The organism is Alcaligenes sp. GW821-FHT11D07, from assembly GCF_058808495.1.
Map to the genome: position 1 here is coordinate 304,694 of NZ_JBXART010000003.1, position 21,840 is coordinate 326,533.

21 protein-coding genes are annotated in these 21,840 nt (G+C 55.9%); 9 read left to right on the top strand and 12 right to left on the bottom strand.

Annotation, left to right across the window (positions count from 1 at the left end):
* On the bottom strand, window positions 1-1,017 hold the full coding sequence (locus tag AC1RSM_RS14425; RefSeq protein WP_492933234.1) for an amino acid ABC transporter substrate-binding protein: 1,017 nt from the start codon (window positions 1,015-1,017) through the stop codon (window positions 1-3).
* Window positions 1,018-1,236: 219 nt separating this feature from the next.
* On the opposite strand from AC1RSM_RS14425, the gene AC1RSM_RS14430 reads away from it, so the two are divergent.
* The 3 genes from AC1RSM_RS14430 to mutY are packed head-to-tail and all read left to right on the top strand — an operon-like array spanning window position 1,237 to window position 3,904.
* Window positions 1,237-1,908, top strand: a complete 672-nt coding sequence (locus AC1RSM_RS14430; RefSeq protein ID WP_492933235.1) for a cell division ATP-binding protein FtsE — start codon at window positions 1,237-1,239, stop codon at window positions 1,906-1,908.
* On the top strand, window positions 1,905-2,813 hold the full coding sequence (locus AC1RSM_RS14435; RefSeq protein WP_492933236.1) for a cell division protein FtsX: 909 nt from the start codon (window positions 1,905-1,907) through the stop codon (window positions 2,811-2,813). The genes AC1RSM_RS14430 and AC1RSM_RS14435 overlap by 4 nt, the downstream gene beginning before the upstream one ends.
* Window positions 2,813-3,904: an A/G-specific adenine glycosylase gene (gene mutY, locus AC1RSM_RS14440; protein WP_492933237.1), complete on the top strand. Its 1,092-nt coding sequence runs from the start codon at window positions 2,813-2,815 to the stop codon at window positions 3,902-3,904. Before AC1RSM_RS14435 ends, mutY begins: the two co-directional genes overlap by 1 nt.
* Window positions 3,905-4,007: 103 nt before the next feature.
* On the opposite strand, the gene rodA is transcribed toward mutY, so the two are convergent.
* The 5 genes from rodA to AC1RSM_RS14465 form a co-directional block, all read right to left on the bottom strand.
* Complete coding sequence (rodA, locus tag AC1RSM_RS14445; protein ID WP_492933238.1) at window positions 4,008-5,150, bottom strand: rod shape-determining protein RodA; 1,143 nt, start codon at window positions 5,148-5,150, stop codon at window positions 4,008-4,010.
* Entirely contained in the window at window positions 5,147-7,006 is a 1,860-nt protein-coding gene (mrdA, locus tag AC1RSM_RS14450; protein ID WP_492933239.1) for a penicillin-binding protein 2, read from the bottom strand. The genes rodA and mrdA overlap by 4 nt, the downstream gene beginning before the upstream one ends.
* A 14-nt stretch (window positions 7,007-7,020) precedes the next feature.
* On the bottom strand, window positions 7,021-7,605 hold the full coding sequence (gene mreD, locus AC1RSM_RS14455) for a rod shape-determining protein MreD (RefSeq protein WP_492933240.1): 585 nt from the start codon (window positions 7,603-7,605) through the stop codon (window positions 7,021-7,023).
* Window positions 7,589-8,470: a rod shape-determining protein MreC gene (gene mreC / locus AC1RSM_RS14460; RefSeq protein WP_492933241.1), complete on the bottom strand. Its 882-nt coding sequence runs from the start codon at window positions 8,468-8,470 to the stop codon at window positions 7,589-7,591. Before mreC ends, mreD begins: the two co-directional genes overlap by 17 nt.
* A 62-nt stretch (window positions 8,471-8,532) precedes the next feature.
* Window positions 8,533-9,576, bottom strand: a complete 1,044-nt coding sequence (locus tag AC1RSM_RS14465; RefSeq protein WP_189392483.1) for a rod shape-determining protein — start codon at window positions 9,574-9,576, stop codon at window positions 8,533-8,535.
* A gap of 271 nt (window positions 9,577-9,847) precedes the next feature.
* On the opposite strand from AC1RSM_RS14465, the gene gatC reads away from it, so the two are divergent.
* From gatC to gatB, 3 genes are read left to right on the top strand one after another with little or no spacing between them, the layout of a single operon-like run.
* Window positions 9,848-10,156, top strand: coding sequence for an Asp-tRNA(Asn)/Glu-tRNA(Gln) amidotransferase subunit GatC (gene gatC / locus AC1RSM_RS14470; protein WP_492933242.1), 309 nt, complete (start codon window positions 9,848-9,850; stop codon window positions 10,154-10,156).
* Between the two features lie 9 nt (window positions 10,157-10,165).
* The gene (gene gatA, locus AC1RSM_RS14475) at window positions 10,166-11,686 is read left to right on the top strand and encodes an Asp-tRNA(Asn)/Glu-tRNA(Gln) amidotransferase subunit GatA (RefSeq protein WP_492933243.1); all 1,521 of its coding nucleotides are present in this window, start codon (window positions 10,166-10,168) and stop codon (window positions 11,684-11,686) included.
* A complete protein-coding gene (gatB, locus tag AC1RSM_RS14480) occupies window positions 11,686-13,143 on the top strand; it encodes an Asp-tRNA(Asn)/Glu-tRNA(Gln) amidotransferase subunit GatB (protein ID WP_492933244.1) in 1,458 nt (485 codons plus the stop codon). The genes gatA and gatB overlap by 1 nt, the downstream gene beginning before the upstream one ends.
* A gap of 71 nt (window positions 13,144-13,214) precedes the next feature.
* Here gatB and pyrE read toward each other — a convergent pair whose 3' ends face one another.
* Together pyrE and AC1RSM_RS14490 are read right to left on the bottom strand one after the other, a co-directional pair.
* Complete coding sequence (gene pyrE, locus AC1RSM_RS14485) at window positions 13,215-13,889, bottom strand: orotate phosphoribosyltransferase (protein ID WP_492933245.1); 675 nt, start codon at window positions 13,887-13,889, stop codon at window positions 13,215-13,217.
* Window positions 13,890-13,942: 53 nt separating this feature from the next.
* Window positions 13,943-14,833, bottom strand: coding sequence for a LysR family transcriptional regulator (locus AC1RSM_RS14490; RefSeq protein ID WP_492933246.1), 891 nt, complete (start codon window positions 14,831-14,833; stop codon window positions 13,943-13,945).
* 219 nt (window positions 14,834-15,052) lie between these two features.
* On the opposite strand from AC1RSM_RS14490, the gene AC1RSM_RS14495 reads away from it, so the two are divergent.
* The 3 genes from AC1RSM_RS14495 to AC1RSM_RS14505 all read left to right on the top strand — a co-directional run bounded on the left by AC1RSM_RS14495 (window position 15,053) and on the right by AC1RSM_RS14505 (window position 17,188).
* Window positions 15,053-15,454 (top strand): DoxX family protein, encoded by a 402-nt coding sequence (locus AC1RSM_RS14495; RefSeq protein ID WP_492933247.1) that lies wholly within the window; start codon window positions 15,053-15,055, stop codon window positions 15,452-15,454.
* Between the two features lie 57 nt (window positions 15,455-15,511).
* Window positions 15,512-16,321 (top strand): DODA-type extradiol aromatic ring-opening family dioxygenase, encoded by an 810-nt coding sequence (locus tag AC1RSM_RS14500; protein ID WP_492933248.1) that lies wholly within the window; start codon window positions 15,512-15,514, stop codon window positions 16,319-16,321.
* A 72-nt stretch (window positions 16,322-16,393) separates the two neighbouring features.
* Window positions 16,394-17,188 (top strand): exodeoxyribonuclease III, encoded by a 795-nt coding sequence (locus tag AC1RSM_RS14505; RefSeq protein WP_492933249.1) that lies wholly within the window; start codon window positions 16,394-16,396, stop codon window positions 17,186-17,188.
* Between the two features lie 24 nt (window positions 17,189-17,212).
* Here AC1RSM_RS14505 and AC1RSM_RS14510 read toward each other — a convergent pair whose 3' ends face one another.
* The 4 genes from AC1RSM_RS14510 to AC1RSM_RS14525 form a co-directional block, all read right to left on the bottom strand.
* Window positions 17,213-17,542, bottom strand: a complete 330-nt coding sequence (locus tag AC1RSM_RS14510; protein WP_492933250.1) for a c-type cytochrome — start codon at window positions 17,540-17,542, stop codon at window positions 17,213-17,215.
* Between the two features lie 188 nt (window positions 17,543-17,730).
* Window positions 17,731-18,876 (bottom strand): copper-containing nitrite reductase, encoded by a 1,146-nt coding sequence (gene nirK / locus AC1RSM_RS14515; RefSeq protein ID WP_492933251.1) that lies wholly within the window; start codon window positions 18,874-18,876, stop codon window positions 17,731-17,733.
* A gap of 282 nt (window positions 18,877-19,158) precedes the next feature.
* A complete protein-coding gene (locus tag AC1RSM_RS14520; protein WP_492933252.1) occupies window positions 19,159-21,438 on the bottom strand; it encodes a nitric-oxide reductase large subunit in 2,280 nt (759 codons plus the stop codon).
* On the bottom strand, window positions 21,431-21,820 hold the full coding sequence (locus AC1RSM_RS14525; RefSeq protein WP_492933253.1) for a hypothetical protein: 390 nt from the start codon (window positions 21,818-21,820) through the stop codon (window positions 21,431-21,433). The genes AC1RSM_RS14520 and AC1RSM_RS14525 overlap by 8 nt, the downstream gene beginning before the upstream one ends.
* Between the last annotated feature and the right edge of the window lie 20 nt (window positions 21,821-21,840).

The window sequence follows — 21,840 nt, forward strand, 5'->3', positions numbered from 1 at the left end:
TTAACGCACTGGCCAGCCGTACATCACACCACCATCACGCCATTGTGCATTCAAACCGCGATCCAGCTTCAATGCCGTCGATTTACCCAGATTACGATCGAAGCTTTCGCCGTAATTGCCGACCTGTTTAATTATGTTGTAGGCCCACTTGTTATCCAGCTTCAGGCCTTTGCCCAATTCGCCAGACACACCCAAAATACGCTGGATGTTCGGGTTCTCGCTCTTGAGTTTTTCATCAACGTTGCTGCTGGTGATACCGTACTCTTCGGCTTCCAGCATGGCGTTCAAAGTCCAGCGAACCAGATTGAACCAGTCCTCGTCACCTTGACGCACGAACGGTCCTAAAGGCTCTTTGGAGAAGTCCTCCGGCAAGATATCAAACTCATCCGGTGTGGCCTGGGCAGCACGCATGGCAGCCAACTGCGACTTGTCGCTGGTAAAGCCGTCACAACGTCCCGAGGTAAAGGAGCGCATGGCTTCTTCAGGATTGTTGATCACCACAGGATTGAATTTCATGCCCTGACCACGGAACCAGTCGGCCAGGTTCAGCTCTGTTGTCGTACCTGGCTGAACGCAAACGGCAGCACCATCGAGCTCTTTGGCACTTTTAACCCCCAGGGCTTTTTTGACCATCACGCCCTGGCTGTCGTAGTAGTTCACGCCGGTGCTGACCAAACCCAAGGTCGTATCGCGTGAAATGGTAGCTGTCGTATTACGGGTCAAGACATCGACCTCACCCGATTGCAAGGCAGTAAAGCGTTGCTGGGTCGTCAAAGGCGTCACTTTATATTTCTTGGCATCCCCAAAAATGGCAGCGGCGATGGAACTGCACATGTCCACATCAAGGCCGGACCAAACACCTTTACTGTCTGCCAGCGAGAATCCTGCAATACCGGTCGAGACACCGCACTGGACAAAGCCTTTTTTCTTGACGGAGTCCAGGGTTTCACCTGCTTGTACATTGGCGGCCAGAGCCATCAACGCAACACTACTTGCAATGGTTTTCACTAAGGTCATGGAATATCACCTCCTGTTTACTTTTGGTAAATGGATGCAGATTACAATTGCAGCTAAGCTGTGGTGTCCAATCGTAGAGCCAGACTGTGGAAACAAAAATCGGGGGTTTCCCTCTAACTGTCTGCTAATTACTTTTACCTACGTTGACATTTTCAGCCCTGCCCCTGCGAATATCTCATGGGGTTTTCCAAGCAGATTCCTCTTTAATTGTGCGTCGCGATGATCGAGTTTCAACACGTTTTTAAATCGTATGGCCGCAGTAAAAATATTCTTGCCGACATTAATTTTCGCATTGATGATGGCGAATTCATTTTTGTGTCCGGCCCGTCGGGAGCAGGCAAATCCACCCTGCTGCGCCTGATCGGAGGTCTGGAACTGCCCAGCCGCGGCTCTGTTCAGGTCAATGGCCATCGGCTCGACAAGCTGCCGGCCCGGGCTAGGCCGTACCTGCGGCGAGCCGTAGGCGTTGTCTTGCAAGACACGCACCTGCTGCAGGACCGCAGTGCGCTAGACAATGTGCTGTTGCCCCTGGCCGTCATGGGCCTGGAGCCGCGCACCGCGCAAGCGCGTGCCCGAGCGGCCATGGAAAAAGTGGGTCTGCGCGGTAAAGAGGACTTAAAACCCGTGGAGATGTCCGGCGGGGAACAGCAACGGCTAGCCATTGCCCGGGCAATTGTGAATCGCCCTGCTATTTTGATTGCCGACGAACCCACCGCCAATCTGGACGCCGATAACGCCAAACGCATCATGGATGTATTGATGGACTTTAATCGGGTGGGTGTCACCACCCTCATTGCTTCTCACGATATGAACTTAATGGCGCGCTATGCCCGGCGCACTTTGCTGATTCGAGACGGCCGCTTTTCCGATCATCCGGGAGTGCTGGCATGAGAACCTGGCTGCGCCATCATCAATACGCCTTTCTGGTGGCTTTGCGTCGCCTGAAAGTGCAACCGTTTTCCTCCTTGTCCAACCTGCTGGTCATCGCTCTAACCTTGGCGGTTCCAGTGCTGGGGGCCAGTATTTTGCTGGCTGCTCAACCCGTCGTGCGCGAGATTCCTACTTCGCCCGAAATGACGGTGTTCATGAAGCAGAACAGCACACTGGAACAGGCTCAGGCCTTCAGTAAGGCGATAGGCAAAGAGTTTCAGACCGAGCTTGCCAATGTGCGGCTGGTCAGCAAGGAGCAGGCCTTAAAGCAGCTGCAAAGCAATCCCAGCTGGACCGATGCCTTGGGCGCTTTGCCCAGCAACCCTTTGCCGCATGCTATTGTGCTGACGCTGCACGAAACACCGGATCTGGTGACGCGCGCCGACTCCCTGGCCAAGACCTTGCAGGACCGCGAAGGCGTAGACAGCGTCTTGCTGGATAGTGAATGGGTGCAGCGCCTGGCCGCCATCCTGAGCTTCATCCGCATTGGCTTATGGATACTGATGGCTGGCGTGGGAGTAGTGGTGATTGCCACCGTATTTAACACGGTACGTTTACAAGCCCTGAACCAGCGTGAAGAAATCGCAGTAGCTCGTCTGGTGGGAGCAACTGAGGCCTTTGTACGCCGCCCCTTCCTGTACATGGGTGCCTTGACGGGCCTTGTCGCCAGCGCGTTGGCTTGCGGCTTGGCACTGCTGGCCCTGACACCCTTGAATAAAGTCTTATCCAGTCTGGCCGCCAGCTACGGCGTGCCATTAACGCTTAGCCTGCCAGACTTTTCCACCTTGCTGACGGCCGCCATTCTGGTTGCCATTTTGGGCGCACTGGCTGCACGCTGGTCCGTTACCCGTAGTACTCAATATTGATGTCGCTCCCTACCCCTAGTCCTCAAAATCTGGCCGAAAAAGTGGTGGCCTGGCAGAAAGTCTCCGGCCGCCACCACCTGCCTTGGCAGAATACTCAAGACCCTTACCGCGTCTGGCTTTCAGAAATCATGCTGCAACAAACCCAGGTCGCGACCGTCCTGGGCTATTACGAGCGTTTTCTGGAGCGTTTTCCTACGGTGCAAGACCTGGCCGCTGCCGAACAAGACGAAGTCATGCCGTACTGGGCCGGTCTGGGTTATTACGCCCGAGCCCGTAACCTGCATCGCTGTGCTCGTGAAGTTATCGAAAAATGGCAAGGCCGCTTCCCTGAAAAAGCCGTAGATCTGGCTACCTTGCCAGGCATTGGCCGCTCCACCGCCTGTGCGATTGCAGCCTTCTGTTTTGGGGAGCGTAGCCCCATCATGGACGGCAACGTCAAACGCGTTTTCACACGCTATTTCGGGATTTACGGACCCACGCAAAAAAAGGCAGTAGAAAACGCCTTATGGGACAAGGCCGAGGAAGTTGTAGAGTTAGCCCCGGCAGATCTGGACATGGCGGCCTATACCCAAGGTTTGATGGATCTGGGTTCGCAGTGCTGTACGCGCAGCAAGCCCACCTGTAGTCTCTGTCCCTTGCAAAATGACTGCTACGCCCATACCCATCAGGCGCAGTCAGAGTTACCCAGCCCCAAGGAACGTCTGCGACAGGACGAGCGCTATGCGCACGTATTGATTCTGGAACTCAATGGGCAAGTTCTGCTGGAAGCCCGCCCCGACAAGGGCATCTGGGGCGGGCTTCTGACGCTGCCACAGTACGACGATGCCATGAGCCTGCACACGGCAGCCTTACATTGGTCCAAGGATGAGGCCATCGCATTGGCCTCCTTCCAGCATGTGTTCTCGCACTTCAAGCTGCATATCACGCCCTGGCTCTTGCAAGTGGATGAGTCCGTCTTGGCCGAGCCAGCGGCCGGACAGCAATGGCAAGACCATGAGGCACTGGAGCAGACAGCTTTGCCCGCGCCTATTCGCAAATTGCTATTGGGCCTGTATCAGAGCGCAGAAAGTGAACAACTGAGCTTGGGCTGATTCATCCGTCACCCGGCACATCAGGGCTTGGCCAGTTCTAAACGACCAGCCCTGCCCCGTTGGCAGTACGCTTTTCTTAACCGAAACTTTCGCCCACGCTTTGCTAGGTGGGCCGCCTGGGCTTGTCATTGCTAATGCTCATCAGCATCCCGCAAGCCACGCCCAAGGTCATCAAGGCGGTACCGCCGTAGCTCAAGAAAGGCAGTGGCACGCCCACGATAGGCAAGATGCCCGTCACCATGCCGATGTTCACGAAGACATAAACAAACAGCATCATGGACATGGAGCCCGCCAGCAGGCGGCTGAACTGGGTATGGGCTACAGCTGCGATAGACAGGCCGCGCAGAATCAGCAATGCGTACAAAACCAGCAGCATGATACCGCCATACAAGCCAAACTCTTCAGCGAACACGGCAAAAATAAAGTCGGTTGTACGCTCTGGCACAAAATCCAGATGGGACTGCGTGCCCATCATATAGCCCTTGCCGTACACCCCGCCCGAACCAATAGCAATCATGGACTGGATGGTGTGAAAACCTTTACCCAACCTGTCACTGCCCGGATTTAGCAGCGTGCAGACCCGGTGCTTTTGATAGTCGTGCAGCAGGACCCAATCAACTTCGGGCATGCATATATAGTCCTCGTAGTACAGCAAGGCGCTAATACCCAGGACCAGCAACACCACAATAGGCACAATCAGCTTGAACGACAGTCCAGCAAAATAAATCACGCAAAAGCCAGCGGCAAACACCAGCAATGCGGTACCCAAGTCCGGCTGACGCACGATCAGCAGGAAAGGAATCATCAGCAAAACCCCGGCGACCGCGAAATCCAGCAGGCTCATCTTGGGCCGCTGATAACGGTGGAAATACCAGGCCAGCATCAAAGGCACTGAAATCTTGAGCATTTCAGAGGGTTGGATACGAGCAATCCCCAGATCCAGCCAGCGCGTTGCCCCTTTGCTGGTTTCACCAAAGAACTCTACCCCCAGCAGCAAAACCACCCCTACCGTATACACAACGGGGGCCAGCTTCATCCACATGGCAGGCGGGATCATGGCAGCCAGCCACATCACGCCAAAGGCCAGCAGGAAGTTACGCACCTGGTCTGCAAAGCGCCAGTCTGTACCCCCCACCGCCGAATGCATGACCGTCATGCCCAAGGCCGCCATCAACACCAACAAAAGCAGCAAAGGCCAGTCAAAGGCAGTAATGGCTTTCAGGCCCAGTTGCAAAATTCGCCTCATTGCATCTGCCCCCGCTCGACCAACCAGTAATCAAAGACTTTGCGCACAATAGGTGCCGCAATCGAACCGCCCCAACCGGCGTTTTCTACAATCAACGCCACCGCAATCTTGGGGTTTTCTGCTGGCGCGTAAGACATGAATAAAGCGTGGTCGCGCAAACGCTCGTCAATTGCATTGGCGTTGTACTTGGCTCCTCGCAGGCTGAACACCTGCGCTGTCCCGGTCTTGCCAGCCGCCTGATAAGCAGCCCCGGCAAACGCACGTCGTGCCGTGCCCAGACGCACCACATCCACCAGTGCGCGCTTGATCACATCAAGATTGGCCTGCTTGAGCGGAATCAGCCGGGCATCAATACGCACGGGCTGCTCGATATCCGGGTCATGAGGATTCAAGGTCTGGGTTACCAGATGCGGGGGGCGAACAATGCCATTGCTGGCCAAGACAGCCGTCGCATGTGCCAATTGCAATACTGTAAAGGAGTTGTATCCCTGTCCCACCGCCACGGAGATACTTTCCCCGGCATACCAGCGTTGTTGGGCGGGTTTACGGTATGCCTGACGCTTCCACTCTGTAGAAGGCAGAATCCCTTGGCGCTCTCCATCCAGGTCAATCCCTGTCTGCTGGCCAAAGCCAAACTGCTTCATGAAGTCGTGCAGATTATCTACCCCGATCTCTGGCCCCAGAGAATAGAAGTAGGTATCAGAGGACACCACCAGAGCCCGGTGCATATCGGTAGAGCCATACACTGCGCCGCCCGCGTTGCGGAAACGCTGTCCGCCAAATTCAAAATAACCAGGGTCTGAAATACGATCTGTAGCCCGGCGCTTGCCCAGCTCCAAGGCGGCTAAAGCGACAAAAGGCTTATAGGTAGAGCCAATCGGATAAGTGCCGTAAAGCGGGCGGTTAATCAGTGGGTGATCGGGCGAGTCGTTCAACTTGCGCCAGTTTTCCACATCAATACCATCGATAAACAGGTTCGGGTCGAAGGACGGGGCAGACACAAATGCCAGCACTTCGCCGGTGCTGGGTTCAATCGCCACCAAAGCACCGCGACGCCCCTCGAACAGAGCCTCCGCCATCTTCTGCAAACCGATATCCAGGGACAGGCGCAAACTGGCACCCGGCACAGGATCAATACGGCTCAGTGTGCGCACGGGGCGGCCCGAGGCAGCGACTTCCACTTCCTCGATACCGGTACGGCCATGCAGCGTTTTTTCCCAGGTTTTTTCAATCCCTTTTTTGCCAATGACCTGGGTGCCACGGTAATTCCCCGTTTGCCCTGTCTCTTCAAGACGCTGCTGATCTCCCTCGGAAATCCGGCCTACATAGCCCAACACGTGGGCCGCCGCTTCGCCTTGCGGATATTCGCGCACCCAGCGGGCCTGCAAGGTCACACCTGGAAACTTGAAAGCATGAGCAGAGAACCAGGCGGCCTCCTCATCGTTCAGGTTATTACGCAGCAAAATTTCAGAGTAGCGGCTGTTTTGCGCAACGCTTTGCTTGAATCGACGGCGGTCACGCGGGCTGAGCTCCACCAGTTCCCCTACCCGGTCCAGCATATCGTCCACCGGCTCACCCAGGCTGGCTGGCACGGCGGACAAGGTGTAGTCCCGGTAGTTGCGGGCCAGAACTTCGCCATTACGGTCCAGGATCTCGCCACGACGGGGCGTAATCGGGACAACGGCAATCCGGTTTTGATCTGCCCGGGCGGCAAAGCCTTCGTAGCGCACCACCTGTAAATACCACAAGCGTACGCCCAGCACCCCTAAGAGCACGCAGGCCAGAACAGCCGCCACCAAGGCGCGAAACAAAATGCGCTGGCGCAGCTGGTGCGAGGTTTTCTTGAATTCAAACATGGCCGGCCATCCTGTCAGGACGAACCGGAGTCGGACTCGTCCAGACGTCGCTGCGGCAAGAACAGCACGCTATCGGCCAACGGCCATAAGGCAGCGGTCAGCAAGATGCCGCCCGCCCATTCCCAACCAGACCATTCCCCCACCAGCCAGGCATGCAATACACGCACAATTAACTGGGCCAGCAGCATGACTACCGCCATGTGCAGGAAATGGGTCCACATGCCGAAGTTCAGGATGCGCTTGCGCAGGACAAGTGCGCCATACACCACCAGCACATAGGCCAGGGCATGTTCGCCCAGCAAGCTGCCATCGTGCACATCCATCAGAATACCCAGCACAAAAGCCAGGGACATCGGTACGCGACGTGGTTCGTGCACAGCCCAAAAGGCCAGCACCAGCATCAACATGTCCGGGGCAAAGGGCAGCAAGCGCCACGACAACATGGAACTGAGCCACATCAGCAGGATCGAGCCCCAGATCAACCACGGGCTGGAAGCACGTGTGAAAGGGCTGCTGTCGATGGGCTGCAAGCTTCCCAACGACGAAGCCTTGGCCTTACGGTTTGGAGGAGTACTTGAGGACTCAGCGCGTCGCATCATTGGCATCGTCCTGTTCAAGAGAGCGCTCGCTCTCCGGTACTAGCAAAATCAGAAAATGGCGGTAGCGTTCCGGGTGCGACAAGGGCGTCACCAGCGCCAGGGCAAAGCCGGAGGCGTCATCGCGCTCAATGCTGCTGACCACGCCAACGGGCAAACCGGCAGGGAACAAACCACCAATTCCACTGGTAATCAGGGTGTCTTCAGGCTCCAGATCCACATCCGCCGTCAAATAGCGCACTTCCACCTTGCCGCCTGGATTGCCGCCAAAGGCGATCAAGCGCAAACCATTGCGCAGTACCTGTACCGGCACCGAGACTTTATCGTCCGTGATCAAAGCCGCTTCAGAGGTAAAGCGGGTTACGCGCACCACTTGGCCGACCACCCCCCCTTCATCAATCACCGGCATGCCGGGACGAATGCCGCTGGCCGAGCCTTTATTGAAAATCAGGTGGCGGGCATAACCATTGGGAGGTTCGTAGAGCACTTCAACCGCCACAGACGGTTGGGTGACCGTATCGGCCACTTGTAGCAAACGACGCAATTGTTCGTTTTCGGCAGAAAGCTGGGCGGCGTGAGTGGAAAGCTGCGCCAGCTCAATGCGCTGGCGTTGCAACGCTTCTTTTTCAGAACGTGCCGTAGACGCAGCGTCCGTCCAGCTGCTGAAGTAAGACACCATATCGCGTGGCGCCAGCATGACGCGCTGAAAGGGATACAGCACAGCCGCTACTGCTTGACGCACGGGTTCGAGCACCGCATAGCGAGCATCAGTGATCAACAAGCCCACCGCCAGCACCAAAAGAGCGGCCAGACGCAGCTCAGCAGATGAGCCACGCCTAAATAGCCGAATGGAGCCTTGTTCTCGCATTACTCAAGCACTCGATCACTTGTCCCCACGGGCAGAACACTGCCTTGAGAACCAAGCAAAGATCAATCGTAAATGAATACGGACTCCAGACGCTCCAGATGCTCCAGAGCCTCGCCGCAACCACGTACCACGCAGGTCAATGGGTCCTCGGCCACCACCACGGGCAAGCCGGTCTCTTCCTGCAACAAACGGTCCAGATCATGCACCAGGGCACCACCACCGGTCAGGACAATACCTTTATCGGTGATATCCGCACCCAGTTCGGGAGGAGTTTGCTCCAACGCCGTTTTAACTGCCGAGACGATTTGATTCAAGGGATCGGTCAACGATTCCAGAATCTCGTTGGAAGAAACGGTGAAACTGCGTGGCACACCTTCGGACAAATTACGGCCTTTGACTTCGATTTCGCGAATTTCAGTGCCGGGGAATGCGGAACCAATCTGTTTTTTGATCAATTCTGCAGTCGGTTCGCCAATTAACATTCCGTAATTGCGACGGATGTAATTAATAATGGCTTCGTCAAATTTATCGCCACCGACGCGCACGGATCCTTTATAGACCATACCGCCCAAAGAGATCACCGCCACTTCCGTGGTGCCGCCACCGATATCGACCACCATGGAACCGCTGGCATCGGACACGGCCAGGCCTGCACCGATGGCTGCTGCCATGGGCTCTTCGATCAGGTAGACCTTGCTGGCACCGGCGCCCAGAGCAGATTCTTTGATGGCGCGGCGTTCCACTTGAGTAGAGCCACAAGGCACGCACACGATAATACGTGGGCTGGGGGCAAACATGCTGCGTGGATGGACCATGCGGATGAACTGCTTGAGCATTTGCTCGGTCACAGTGAAGTCCGCGATGACGCCATCTTTCATGGGACGAATGGCTTCAATATTGCCAGGCACCCGACCCAGCATCTGCTTGGCCTCCTGCCCGACTGCCTGAATGATTTTCTTGCCATTAGGTCCACCTTCATGGCGGATGGCTACAACGGACGGTTCATCCAGTACGATACCCTTGCCGCGTACATAGATAAGGGTATTGGCCGTACCGAGGTCGATTGCCATATCGCTGGAAAAGTAACTGCGTAGGAATCCGAACATGGGCGCGCAAAGTGTAAAGTGTTTGGGGAAAAAGGCAGATAAATTCGGCGCGGAACTCAAGCGTAGAACGACAGGCACAAGAACCAGGCAACGAATTCAAAAATACCTGGGAAGGAAACGGTCAATGATAACTTATAATTGCTCTACATTAGGACTGTTTTAATGGTCAGTTAAGTTCTGTAACCCCCGCATTTGCTGCAAAAGTGCCAAACTGCCCTTAACTGTCAGATTTCAGCATTTTTTTATTACTCATTTTCCAGTACCCACCCACATGTCTATCACTGAACAGGATGTTGCCCGTATAGCGCAACTGGCGCGCCTTGATCTTTCTGCCGAACAAGCCACCCAGGTCGAGCACGATTTGACGCGCATCCTGGGCCTGATCCAGACCTTGCAAACCGTTGACACTCAAGGCGTTGAGCCCATGGCCCACCCTTTGTCCGCACGCCAGCAGATCAGTCTGCGTCTGCGCGAGGACAAGGCCCTGCCCTCTGGCACGGTCGAAACCCGTCAGGCCATGATGCGCAACGCCCCCGCCGAGCAGGAAGGCCTGTTTCTGGTGCCCACGGTCATCGAATAAAGTAAAACCATGTCTTTTACCCCTGAATTCGCGACGATTGCACAGCTGCGCCAAGCTTTGCAAAACAAAACCGTCAGTGCCCGCGAGCTGGCCCAGCAAGCCCTGGACAATAGCGCCCGTCAAAAAGAGCTCAATGCCTTTGTGCAGCAAGATGCTGCCCTGACGCTGGCCCAGGCCGATGCGGCCGATGCCCTGATTGCCCAAGGCAAGGCCGGTCCACTGACCGGCATCCCTATCGCCCACAAAGATTTGTTTGTCACCCAAAACTGGCAAACCACAGCCTGCAGTAAAATGCTGGGAGGCTACGTCAGCCCCTTTGACGCCACGGTAGTCACCAAGCTGCAAACAGCCGGTGCCGTCTCGCTGGGCAAACTGAACTGCGACGAGTTCGCCATGGGCTCGCGCAACGAGAGCTCCGTTTTCGGCCCGGTGCGCAACCCTTGGGACCACGATATGGTCCCCGGTGGCTCCTCGGGTGGTTCTGCTGCTGCTGTGGCAGCGGGCCTGGTGGCCGCAGCCACGGCTACCGATACCGGTGGTTCGATTCGCCAACCTGCCGCCCTGTGTGGTGTCAGCGGCATCAAGCCCACTTACGGCACCATTTCGCGCTTTGGCATTATTGCTTACGGCTCCAGCCTGGATCAGGCCGGCCCGATTGCCCGCAATGCCCGCGACCTGCTCGATATGCTGGAGAGCATGTGCGGTTTCGATCCGCACGATGCCACCAGCCTGGAATTTTGCGACGACCAGCCCAATACGGGCGAGCGCATTCGCCAGCAGTTTGAACAAAGCCAGGCGCAGCAAGAAGCCCAAGGCAGCCTGCCACTGAAAGGCTTGCGTATTGGGGTGCCCGAGCAGTTCTTCGGACCAGGTCTGGACCCAGTCGTGGCTGACGCCATTGAAGCTGCCCTGAAAACCTACGAAAGCCTGGGTGCAGAGCGAGTTAGCGTGCAACTGCCGCTGACTGAGCTGTCTGTCCCGACTTATTACGTCATCAGCCCTGCCGAAGCCTCGACCAACCTGTCGCGCTTTGACGGTGTGCGCTTTGGCCACCGTGCCAATCAGTACACCGACTTAAACAGCATGATTTCGCGCTCGCGTTCGGAAGGCTTTGGCCCCGAAGTGGTACGCCGCATCCTGGTCGGTACCTACGTGCTCTCGCACGGCTATTACGATGCCTACTATTTGCAGGCGCAACGCGTGCGCCGCATGATTGTGGACGATTTCCAGAAAGTCTTTGAACAGTGCGATCTGATCCTGGGGCCTGTCGCCCCGGCCTTGGGCCGCAAACTGGGCGCCACCATTGAAGACCCCACCACGGACTGGCTGGGCGATATCTACACCTTGGGCGTGAGCCTGGCTGGCCTGCCTGCCATGTCCATCCCCTGCGGTTTCAGCAATGATGCGCGCCCCTTGCCCATCGGCCTGCAAATCATTGGCAACTACTTCCGCGAAGGCCAATTGCTGGCTTTTGCAGACCGCTTCCAGCAAGTCACCGACTGGCATCAACGTCAACCAGGACAACAATAATGGAATGGGAAATTGTGATCGGGCTGGAAACTCATACCCAGCTCTCGACCGAATCCAAAATCTTCTCCAGCAGCAGCACCCGCTTTGGCGCTTTGCCCAACACGCAAGCCAACGAAGTCGATATGGCTCTGCCCGGCGCGCTGCCCGTCTTTAACCGTGGCGCGGCCGAACGTGCCATCCGCCTGGGTTTGGCGGTGGGTGGTCACATTGCGCCTCGCTCCGTATTCGAGCGCAAAAACTACTTCTACCCTGATCTGCCCAAGAACTACCAGATCAGCCAGATGGAAATTCCCGTCATCAGCGGCGGCACCATCAGCTTCATGCTGGGCGAAGAAGAAAAGACCATCAATCTGACCCGCGCCCACCTGGAAGAAGATGCCGGTAAATCCCTGCACGAAAACTTCCGTGGCCCATACGGCGAGTCCAGCACCGGGATTGACTTGAACCGCGCAGGTACACCCCTGCTGGAAATCGTGTCCGAGCCTGAAATGCGTTCCGCTGCCGAAGCTGTGGGTTACGCCCGTGCCTTGCACAGCCTGGTTGTGTGGCTGGGTATTTGCGACGGCAATATGCAGGAAGGCTCCTTCCGCGTGGACGCCAACGTATCCGTACGCCCCAAAGGCCAGAAAGAACTGGGTACCCGCTGCGAATTGAAGAACATCAACTCCTTCCGCTTTCTGGAACGCGCCATTCAATATGAAGTGCGCCGTCAGATTGAGCTGATTGAAGATGGTGGCAAGGTGGTTCAGGAAACCCGCCTGTACGACTCGGACCGCGACGAAACCCGCAGCATGCGCAGCAAAGAAGACGCGCATGATTACCGTTACTTCCCTGATCCGGATCTGCCACCGCTGCTGATTAGCGAAGAGTGGATCGAGCAAGTTCGCCAGGACATGCCCGAGCTGCCCGCTCAGAAACTGGCCCGCTTCGAGCAGGAGTTTGAACTGAGCCGGTACGATGCCTCTCAGTTGACGGTTGACCGCGCCACATCGAACTTCTTTGAAGCTATTGTGCAAGCAGGCACCAACGCGAATGCCAAACTGGCTGCCAACTGGGTGCTGGGCGAGCTGTCGGCAGCTTTGAACCGTGAAGAGCTGAGCATCGACCAATCCAAAGTCAGCCCAGCGCAGCTGGCCCAATTGATTGCTCGTATTGCTGACGGCACGATCTCCAACAAGATTGCCCGTGACGTATTTGCGGCGCAGTGGGATGGCGAGCTGGACGGCGATGTCGATGCCATCATCGAATCCCGTGGTTTGAAGCAGATCAACGATGCCGGTGCAATTGGCGCCATGGTAGACGAAGTCCTGGCAGCAAACCCTGCCATTGTCGAACAGCATCGTGCTGGTAAGCCCAAGGCGTTCAATGCCTTGGTCGGCCAGGTGATGAAGGTTGCCAAGGGCAAAGCCAACCCGCAACAAATCAACGAGATGCTCAAGCAAAAGCTGGACGCTTAAGTACCGTTGTTGCGCACAAAGAAAAACACCAGGCCATGGCCTGGTGTTTTTTATGGGCTGACCAAAGCTAATCAGACGCCGTAGCGATCCCGATAGGCTTTGACCTGAGGTGCATGAGCGGCCAGGGTTGTGTCGTCTGCCAACACAGCCATGATGTCCGCCAGCGAAGCAATACTGATGACGGGGATGCCGTATTTCTGTTCCACTTCCTGCACAGCAGAGTGAGCAGACAAATCCTGATCGTTACCTGCACGTTCCATACGGTCCAGCGCAATCAGCACAGCTGCAGGTTCAGCACCGGCTGCCTGGATGATCTGCATGGATTCACGCACGGATGTACCGGCGGTAATCACGTCATCAATAATGACAACCTTGCCCTTCAAAGGAGCGCCCACCAAAGTGCCGCCTTCGCCGTGGTCTTTGGCTTCCTTGCGGTTGAACGCAAAAGGCACGTCACGGTCACCGATCTGGGCATGCTCGGCCAAGGCAATGGAGGTAGCCGCAGCCAAAGGAATACCTTTGTACGCCGGTCCGAACAGCATGTCGAAAGACACGCCTGAATCCAGCAGTGCCTGGGCGTAAAAGCGCGCCAATTGGCCTACGCTACGTCCCGTATTGAACAGGCCGGCATTAAAAAAGTAAGGGCTCAAACGGCCAGACTTGACCTTGAATTCCCCAAAGCGCAGCACTCCCTGTTCCAGGGAAAAGCGCACAAAATTGCGACGATTATCGTTATTAGCCGACATGACAGAGTATGAAAAAGATAGAGACGAAAGGCATTTTAGCGTGTTGTGCCGTATCACTTGCCTGCTTCTGTCAGTTCTTCTAATAAGAAGTCGATAAAACTGCGCACTTTAGGCGTCAAATAACGGCGGCTGGCATAGACAGCGTGCAGTTGTTGCTGCTCTTCGGTGTAGTTGGGTAATAGGCGCAGCAGGCGACCCTGTTGCATATCATCCATCACCAGCCACTCTGGCAGATAGGCCAAACCCGCACCGCCCAAGGCACTGTAATAGGTCAGATTGGTGTTGTCCGAACGCATAAACGGGTTCAGCCGCAGGGACTCCGGCCCATCCGGACCCAAAAACTCAAAACTGGGCTGCTGCAAATAACTGGGGCTGATGGCGGGCAAACGCATGACCTCGGCACAGTTACGCGGCATGCCATGTTTGGCCACGAACTCAGGGCTGGCCACCAGATGAAACGGCATGGGGGAAATAAGACGGGCAATCTGATGCGGAGCTGGTTCACGCATCACGCGCAACGCCAGGTCAAAGCCTTCAGCCACCAAATCCACCTTGTGATTGCTTAAGCTCATATCCAAGGTGACCTCGGGAAAGCGAGTTTGGTAATCCAGCAACAGTTTGGCCACTTTTCGGTTAGCAAACCACACCGGTGCCGTCACTCGCAGCACACCCTGTGGCTGATGCGCAGAACCTGACAAAGCCTGTTGGCCTCGCTCCAGGGTATCCAAGGCCTGCAAGCAATAATCAAAATAGGTCTGCCCCAGTTCCGTCAGGCTTAAACGGCGGCTACTACGATTAAGCAGGCGCGCACCCAGCTGTCTTTCCAGATTGGCCAAATGTTTGCTAACCATGGGTGCTGACATATCCAGGCGTTGCGCTGCCGCCGCAAAACTGCCAGCAGCCACAATCTCCCGGAACACCCGCAAACTCTGAATCGTATCCATGCTTTCCTAATAAGAAAGTAACTAATGAAAATAGGGTAGTTTATTTCCTGATAGTAATTGATTAATCTTAAACGAGCGCAAACCCGGTGTCTGTCTGGGCCTTGAATGGGCGGGACCAGAAAAAGGCCGATGAGCATCGTGCCTTACACAGATCCACTGTCACGACATCAGGCCAGCGCTTCTATTTACCGATACTGTCAACTTTCCAAAGGAAATTACATGAGCGCCCTTACCTCTAGCTGGACTCCTCGCCTCCTTAGCTTGCTGCGCATCGTAGCGGGCTATCTCTTGCTGACACACGGTACCGCCAAAATTCTGGGTTTTCCTAAAGTGGAGATGTTTGCCAACCTGCAGATCGCTTCGATGTACGGCGTAGCGGGTGTGTTGGAACTGATCCTGGGTGCCTTGTTGCTGATCGGTCTGTTCTCGCGCTTTGCCGCTTTTATTGCTTCGGGTCTGTGCGCATTTGCCTACTTTATTGGTCACGCCAGTGCCAGCACCTTTGCAACGCCCATCCTGAATGGTGGTGAAACCGCTGTGTTGTTCTGCTTTGCCTTCCTGTTCCTGGCCGCTGCCGGCCCAGGCCCGTGGAGCATAGACGCAGGTCGCGGCAAAGCCTAAGCGCCTCGTTCAACCCTATATCCCCTGCCTCTTTCAGGGCAGGGGCAGGAGATCATCATGACAATGCCCACCTATTTTATTTCGCATGGTGGCGGACCCTGGCCCTGGATGGCCGAAGAGCAAACCATGTATGCGCCGCTTCGCGCTGCCCTGCAAGATATCCCTCGCCAGTTGGGCCGCACACCTAAAGCGATCTTGATGGTCTCTGCCCACTGGGAAGCAAACGAATCCAATCTACTGGTAGCCGGTGCCCAAAGCCCGTCCATGGTGTACGACTACTACGGTTTTCCGTCCCATACCTACGAAATTCATTACCCTGCCCCAGGCGATCCCGCGTTGGCGCAGCAAGTCTGTCAGTTGTTGGATGCGGCCGGTCTGCCCACCCGCCTGGACATGGAACGAGGCTTTGACCACGGTGCTTTTGTTCCCGCCTACGTGATCTACCCCCAGGCCAAAGTTCCGATGGTGCAACTGTCTATTCACGCCAACTATGACCCTGCATTGCACTACGCGATGGGGCAGGCGCTAGCACCTTTGCGCAATGAAGAGGTGCTGATTATCGGCAGTGGTCTGAGCTATCACAACCTGCGCAATATGGGCGCGGGCGGGGTTCAGCCTTCGGCCCAGTTTGATGCCTGGCTGCATGAAAGCCTGAGCCTGAGCAATCCTGAAGACCGCCGCCAAGCCTTGCTGAACTGGGAACAGGCGCCTGCAGCTCGTATTGCTCATCCTCGTGAAGATCACCTGGTTCCCGTCATGGTGGCCGCAGGTGCCGCCGGTAGTGACAGCGCCCATCGCTTTCATCATGAAACCCAGGCTTTTGGGGGGCTGACTGTATCCAGCTATCGCTTCGGCTCTGCCACGTAACAAGGGCTGACGAGCGCTGACATGGGGGCGGATTACGGGTTAAAGTGCTGACGCTATAAGGAGAATTGCCACGTGTTACGCGTCACCTCGTTAAACGTCAACGGCATTCGTGCCGCCTTTCGTAAAGGCCTGCCCGCCTGGCTCGAAGCCCAACAACCCCATATCGTCTGCATGCAGGAAATCAAGATCAGTGCGCCGGATTTGACGCCGGACCTGATCAATCCAGGCCAATATCACGGCCACTTTCACCATGCACAGAAAAAAGGCTATAGCGGTGTTGGCCTGTACCTGAGCCATAAGGCCGAGGCCGTTGCCGAAGGCATGGCTTGTGAAGAGTTCGATGCCGAGGGCCGCATCATCCGCGCCGACTGGGACAAGCTCAGTGTCATCAGTGCCTACCTGCCCTCCGGCTCTTCCGGGGACGAGCGCCAAACGGCCAAGTACCGTTTCCTGGATCATTTTGAACAGTGGATTGGTAGCTTGATGCAGGAACACCGCGATACTGGACGCGAGTTCATCATTTGCGGCGACTGGAATATTGCCCACCATGAAGCCGACCTGAAAAACTGGAAAGGCAATCTGAAAAACAGCGGCTTTCTGCCTGAAGAACGCGCCTGGATGACAAAAGTGCTGAGCGAACTGTCCTGGGTGGACGTGTACCGCAGCCTGCATCCTGATACCACTGAGGAGTGCTACACCTGGTGGAGTAACCGGGGCCAGGCGTGGGCCAAAAATGTAGGGTGGCGCATTGATTATCAAATTGCCACCCCAGGTATTGCCGCTAAAGCGCGCAGTGCAACGGTCTATAAAGAAGAGCGTTTCAGCGACCACGCGCCATTAACGGTTGATTACGACTGGACCTTGTAAATCCAGCCTGAAAAGGTCAGCGCATTAGCTGGCCTTTTCAATCATGTAGCGCACAACGCTGCGCAGTTGCTCATCGGTTGCCTTGGGAGCTGCACCACGCGGGGGCATGGCACCTTTACCGTTGATAACCACTTCCATCATCGCGTCTTCGCCCTCTGCAATCAAAGGGTCCCAGCGAGCCTTATCGCCCAGACGGGGTGCATTGGCCATACCGGATGCGTGACAGACCATACACGAGGACTTGTACAGCTTGACGGCTTCTTCGGAGCTGGCTTGCGCGGCAGGTGCAGCGGCCAGAAGAACCAAAGCGGCAATTGCGGAATACATCATGGTGGCGGGTCGATAGGTTTTCATGGGTTTACCCTTTAAACAGTCGGCATTTCGTGATGCCTGGCTGATACTTCATTTTCTGAACAGAAAGCCTGGTTTCCACATTGCCTGGGCTTTCTGCTTCTTTCGCTATTCAGTGAAAAACTTGCATCCCGGGGAATTGATCAGCTCAGGTTTGGATCAACTCAAGGTCCAGAATGCAAGCGCCTGACTTAGCCCTTGATGGGGCCGGGAGGGCTGACTTGCTTCATCAAGTCGTCATTCCAATCGCCTTCGACCAGAACGTGACCTGCTGCGCCCAACTCCATGGCCTCGATCAGGTTGTGGTTGACGTAGGCGTACACACCGGGTTGCTTGAAGGTGTAGATCGCCACCCCTGCCGAACCGCCCCGAATAAACCAGGTTTCCAGATTCTTGGCTGGTGGGTCGTCAAATTTGCCCAGTTCCCACACCCAGTCGCCGTGACCACCAATCAGGTGAGGACGGGTATCGCGGTTAGCCTGCGAGTGGATGAACATGACGGTTTCGCCAACGTTGGCCTTCATGGCGCCATCGCCCATCAAAGCACCGACCTTGCCGTTAAAGACCACGTGGCTGGGGATCAGACCACGCATGGCTTCCAGGGTGTCGCCGTAGCTTTCAGCCGAAGAACCATACTTTTTGAAGTTGCCCTTTTCATCGCGAGGGATGTAGAGGTCAAACTCACCAATGGTGTAGACGCGGTCGTAATGCAATGCATTACCGGCCGAATCTTTCAGGCCATCGCGTGGCAAGACCATAACGGTGCCGTGCATGCCCTGAACCACGTGCCAGGCAACCGAGCCTTCAGGCGCGCAGTGATACACGAAGGTGCCGCTGCGGTCTGCTTTGAAACGCAGTGTGGCTTGCTCGCCTGGGTTCACGTTGGTCAGCTTGGCACCGCCCAGCGCGCCGGTAGAGGCGTGAAAGTCGATGTTGTGCGGCATGGTGTTGCTGGCCGGGTTGATCAGCGTCAGCTCCAGGTAGTCGCCTTCATGCACCACCATGGTGGGGCCGGGCATGGAGCCGTCGAACATCATGGCGTGCATGGTCGTGCCATCGCGGTCCACCACGATTTCCTTTTCCGTGATGCTCATGCGAAATTCAACAACACGAGGCTCGGGGCCCGCTTTTTGCTCGTGCTTATGGACCATTGGAGGTGCCACCAGATCCACCTTGACGCGCTCCAGCTTGGCAATCTGGGCTTCTGTGCGTGCAGCCAGCCAAGGTGCGTTCTTTTGTGGCGCAGCCGTCTCGCGGGCTTGTACTTGTGCCGCCAGCAAAGTCGTTCCTGCTGCGACACCAAGGCCTGCACTTTTCAAGAAATGACGACGTTCCATACTACCTCCGGTTTCATCCAGGCGTGATGCCTGCTGATTAAATGTTTTTCAGATCTAACAGTTACAGGATGTATTGAACCGCAATCAGTGAACGCACTCTTTGCTGCAGCGCAAGCAACGGCGATAGAGATGAAAAAAAATATCTGTTTGCACGCTCTGTCGCGTGCTTGCGGCCACCAAAGCACTTTCACGCTCAGACGGGCACGCATGAAAAAACCGCCCGAAGGCGGTTTTGTTTGCTAGACGTAATCTCACAGAAATTGAGACTACTGTTGAAAAGGATCAAGAGGCTTTTATTGCACCTGCAGCATCGCTGGGGGAAGCCGAGCGAGTGGCTCTGATGCGTACCCAGACTTGCTGGAACACGATCAAGGCACCGGCAATAAACACCACATCACCCAGGGTTCGCCACCAGCGCAGGGATTGCAGAATAGGCTGCTGCATGAACTCTTCGCTGCGGGCGTACCACATGCCCTCGGAAATGCTGGCCCAGGCCTGAATAATGCCGGCAGGCAACAAGCTGACGAACATCATCAAGGCTAAGCCGATATTCAGTGACCAGAAGCCCCAGCTCATCAGACGGTCGTTGTAGCGAACCTCTGGCGAGACATAACGCACCACCAGCAAGACAAAGCCCAGAGACAGGAAACCATAGACACCGAACAAAGCTGCGTGAGCATGCAAAGGCGTCGTGTTCAGACCTTGAATGTAGTAGAGCGAGATTGGCGGATTGATCAGGAAGCCAAAGACACCTGCCCCCAACATGTTCCAGAAGGCCACGGCCACAAAGAACATCACAGGCCAGCGCAAATCCTGCATCCAGCTAGCTTGCTTTTGCATTCTCCAGTTATGGAAACCTTCGTAGCCCAACATGATCAAAGGCACCACTTCCAGAGCACTGAAGGAAGCACCGATTGCCATAATGGGTGTGGTCGTTCCCGAGAAGTAAATGTGGTGCAAGGTACCGGGCACCCCACCGACCAGGAACAGCGAGGCGGCAGCCAAGCCCGCAATGGTGGCGCTGCGTTTGGACACCAGCCCCAAGGTCAGGAAGATAAAGCCCATGGCAACAGTAGCAAAGACTTCGAAAAAGCCTTCGACCCACAGGTGAACCACCCACCAGCGCCAGTACTCCATGATGGTGATATTGGTATGTTCGCCATAGAACAGACCCGTGCCGTAAAACAGGCCGATTGCCACCGTAGAGATAGTCAGCAGAATCAACAGGTGGTTATCGCCTTTGTCGCGACGCAAGGCCGGCCACATGCCACGCAGCATCAGCACCAGCCAGAAGGCCAAACCAATGAACTTCACAATCTGCCAGAAACGGCCCAAGTCCAGGTATTCGTACCCTTGGTGACCAAACCAGAAGTTCAATTCGGGCGGCAAAATGTGTTTGATTGCCAGGAAGTTACCCGCAAAAGAACCGATAAACAGCACCACCAGAGCGCCAAACAGTACATCGACACCCAGGCGCTGATACTTAGGATCAACACCCCCATTGATCAGCGGCACCAGGAACAAGCCAGCTGTCAAAAAGCCACTGGCAATCCACAGCAAAGCGGCCTGAATATGCCAGGTACGGGTCAAGGAATAAGGGAACCACTGCGAGACGTCGATGCCATAAAACATCTGCCCTTCAACCGTGTAGTGGGCGGTGAAGCCCCCCAAAAAGACTTGGATCACAAACAAGGCGACGGTCAAAAAGGCATATTTCTTCAAGGCACGTTGCGAAGGGGTCAGCTGAAAGCCCAGCACGGGGTCAGTCGCTGGAGCAACGGGGGCAGCTTCTTCCTTGTGCGTAAAGGCCCAGACCCAAACCAGCAATCCAATCCCGGCCAGCAGTAAGACGATACTGACAATGGACCAGACGATATTGGCCGTGGAAGGATGGTTATCCACCAAAGGCTCGTGCGGCCAGTTATTGGTATAGCTGACGGTCGAATCCGGACGCTCAGTCACGGTTGCCCAGGACAGCCAGAAGAAAAAGCGTGTCATATCCTGACGACGCTGCAAATCCGGCAAGGTGTTGTCCTTCATGGCAAAGCTCTCGCGGCTGGATTTCAGCGCGGGCGCATCACCAAACAGATCAATGTAGTACTGGGAGATCGTCTCAATGGCTTGGGCACGACGCTCACTGATCTGCAGTACACCACTTGCTTCATCAATACGGTTGGGACGGTATTCGTCCTGTAGTTCTTGACGCAAGGTCGCTTGCTGGGTGGAGGTCAGCTCGCTGTACTTCAAGGAATAAGCTTGCTCGGCAGCCAGATCCAGCCACGCCAGGGCTTCGCGGTGCAACCAGTCCGCACTCCAGTCCGGTGCCTGGTAAGCACCATGGCCCCAGATCGACCCCAGCTGCATACCGCCGGTACTCTGCCAGGCCGATTGGCCACGGTGTATCTGTTCCTGCGAGGTGAATTCCCGGCCATCCGGCGTCACCACCTTGACGGGCATAGGCGGTGCCTGGCGGTAGATCTCTACCCCGGTCCAGCCCAAAAGAGCAAAGGTCACGATGGTGACCGCCACCAGGGCCAGCCATAATTTTTTGTAGCTACGCATGTTGTTCTCCGTCTCGCTGATGAATCCAGAGAACCGGCCCACACAAGGTCCCGGACGCCTTGTCCGAACCTGCTTGAACCTGCTCTCCTAGCGATGAGCGACTGCTGGAATAAAAAGTGGCCAGGGCAAGCGTATTGCCTTGGCTATTCTGGGAGTGAGCCTGGGTGCCGATCTGTTTAATCAGCGCGGCCATGGACGAGCTGACTGGCCGCTGCAAACGAGCCAGGATGGCCGAGCCCAGGACAGCATCCAGAAACTGCCCGGCCCCACGGTGAAAGGGATGAAGATAGAAAACCGGCCTGTTCAAATCGTCCTGGCCGCGTGACGGGGGACGGACCGGAGCACTAACCGGGTAGCGATGTTCTGCTAATTCGGGGGTCATGTCATAGTCCTTAAAAATGT

Excerpts from the sequence above, each read along its gene's own strand:
- gatC (WP_492933242.1), top strand. The coding sequence starts at position 9,848 with ATGTCTATCACTGAACAGGATGTTGCCCGTATAGCGCAACTGGCGCGC.
- mrdA (WP_492933239.1), bottom strand. The coding sequence starts at position 7,006 with ATGTTTGAATTCAAGAAAACCTCGCACCAGCTGCGCCAGCGCATTTTG.
- AC1RSM_RS14510 (WP_492933250.1), bottom strand. The coding sequence starts at position 17,542 with ATGAAAACCTATCGACCCGCCACCATGATGTATTCCGCAATTGCCGCT.
- AC1RSM_RS14435 (WP_492933236.1), top strand. The coding sequence starts at position 1,905 with ATGAGAACCTGGCTGCGCCATCATCAATACGCCTTTCTGGTGGCTTTG.
- AC1RSM_RS14465 (WP_189392483.1), bottom strand. The coding sequence starts at position 9,576 with ATGTTCGGATTCCTACGCAGTTACTTTTCCAGCGATATGGCAATCGAC.
- mreC (WP_492933241.1), bottom strand. The coding sequence starts at position 8,470 with ATGCGAGAACAAGGCTCCATTCGGCTATTTAGGCGTGGCTCATCTGCT.
- pyrE (WP_492933245.1), bottom strand. The coding sequence starts at position 13,889 with ATGTCGGCTAATAACGATAATCGTCGCAATTTTGTGCGCTTTTCCCTG.
- AC1RSM_RS14525 (WP_492933253.1), bottom strand. The coding sequence starts at position 21,820 with ATGACCCCCGAATTAGCAGAACATCGCTACCCGGTTAGTGCTCCGGTC.
- rodA (WP_492933238.1), bottom strand. The coding sequence starts at position 5,150 with ATGAGGCGAATTTTGCAACTGGGCCTGAAAGCCATTACTGCCTTTGAC.
- AC1RSM_RS14430 (WP_492933235.1), top strand. The coding sequence starts at position 1,237 with ATGATCGAGTTTCAACACGTTTTTAAATCGTATGGCCGCAGTAAAAAT.
- AC1RSM_RS14520 (WP_492933252.1), bottom strand. The coding sequence starts at position 21,438 with ATGCGTAGCTACAAAAAATTATGGCTGGCCCTGGTGGCGGTCACCATC.
- AC1RSM_RS14500 (WP_492933248.1), top strand. The coding sequence starts at position 15,512 with ATGACAATGCCCACCTATTTTATTTCGCATGGTGGCGGACCCTGGCCC.
- nirK (WP_492933251.1), bottom strand. The coding sequence starts at position 18,876 with ATGGAACGTCGTCATTTCTTGAAAAGTGCAGGCCTTGGTGTCGCAGCA.
- AC1RSM_RS14495 (WP_492933247.1), top strand. The coding sequence starts at position 15,053 with ATGAGCGCCCTTACCTCTAGCTGGACTCCTCGCCTCCTTAGCTTGCTG.
- gatB (WP_492933244.1), top strand. The coding sequence starts at position 11,686 with ATGGAATGGGAAATTGTGATCGGGCTGGAAACTCATACCCAGCTCTCG.
- gatA (WP_492933243.1), top strand. The coding sequence starts at position 10,166 with ATGTCTTTTACCCCTGAATTCGCGACGATTGCACAGCTGCGCCAAGCT.
- mreD (WP_492933240.1), bottom strand. The coding sequence starts at position 7,605 with ATGATGCGACGCGCTGAGTCCTCAAGTACTCCTCCAAACCGTAAGGCC.
- mutY (WP_492933237.1), top strand. The coding sequence starts at position 2,813 with ATGTCGCTCCCTACCCCTAGTCCTCAAAATCTGGCCGAAAAAGTGGTG.
- AC1RSM_RS14425 (WP_492933234.1), bottom strand. The coding sequence starts at position 1,017 with ATGACCTTAGTGAAAACCATTGCAAGTAGTGTTGCGTTGATGGCTCTG.
- AC1RSM_RS14490 (WP_492933246.1), bottom strand. The coding sequence starts at position 14,833 with ATGGATACGATTCAGAGTTTGCGGGTGTTCCGGGAGATTGTGGCTGCT.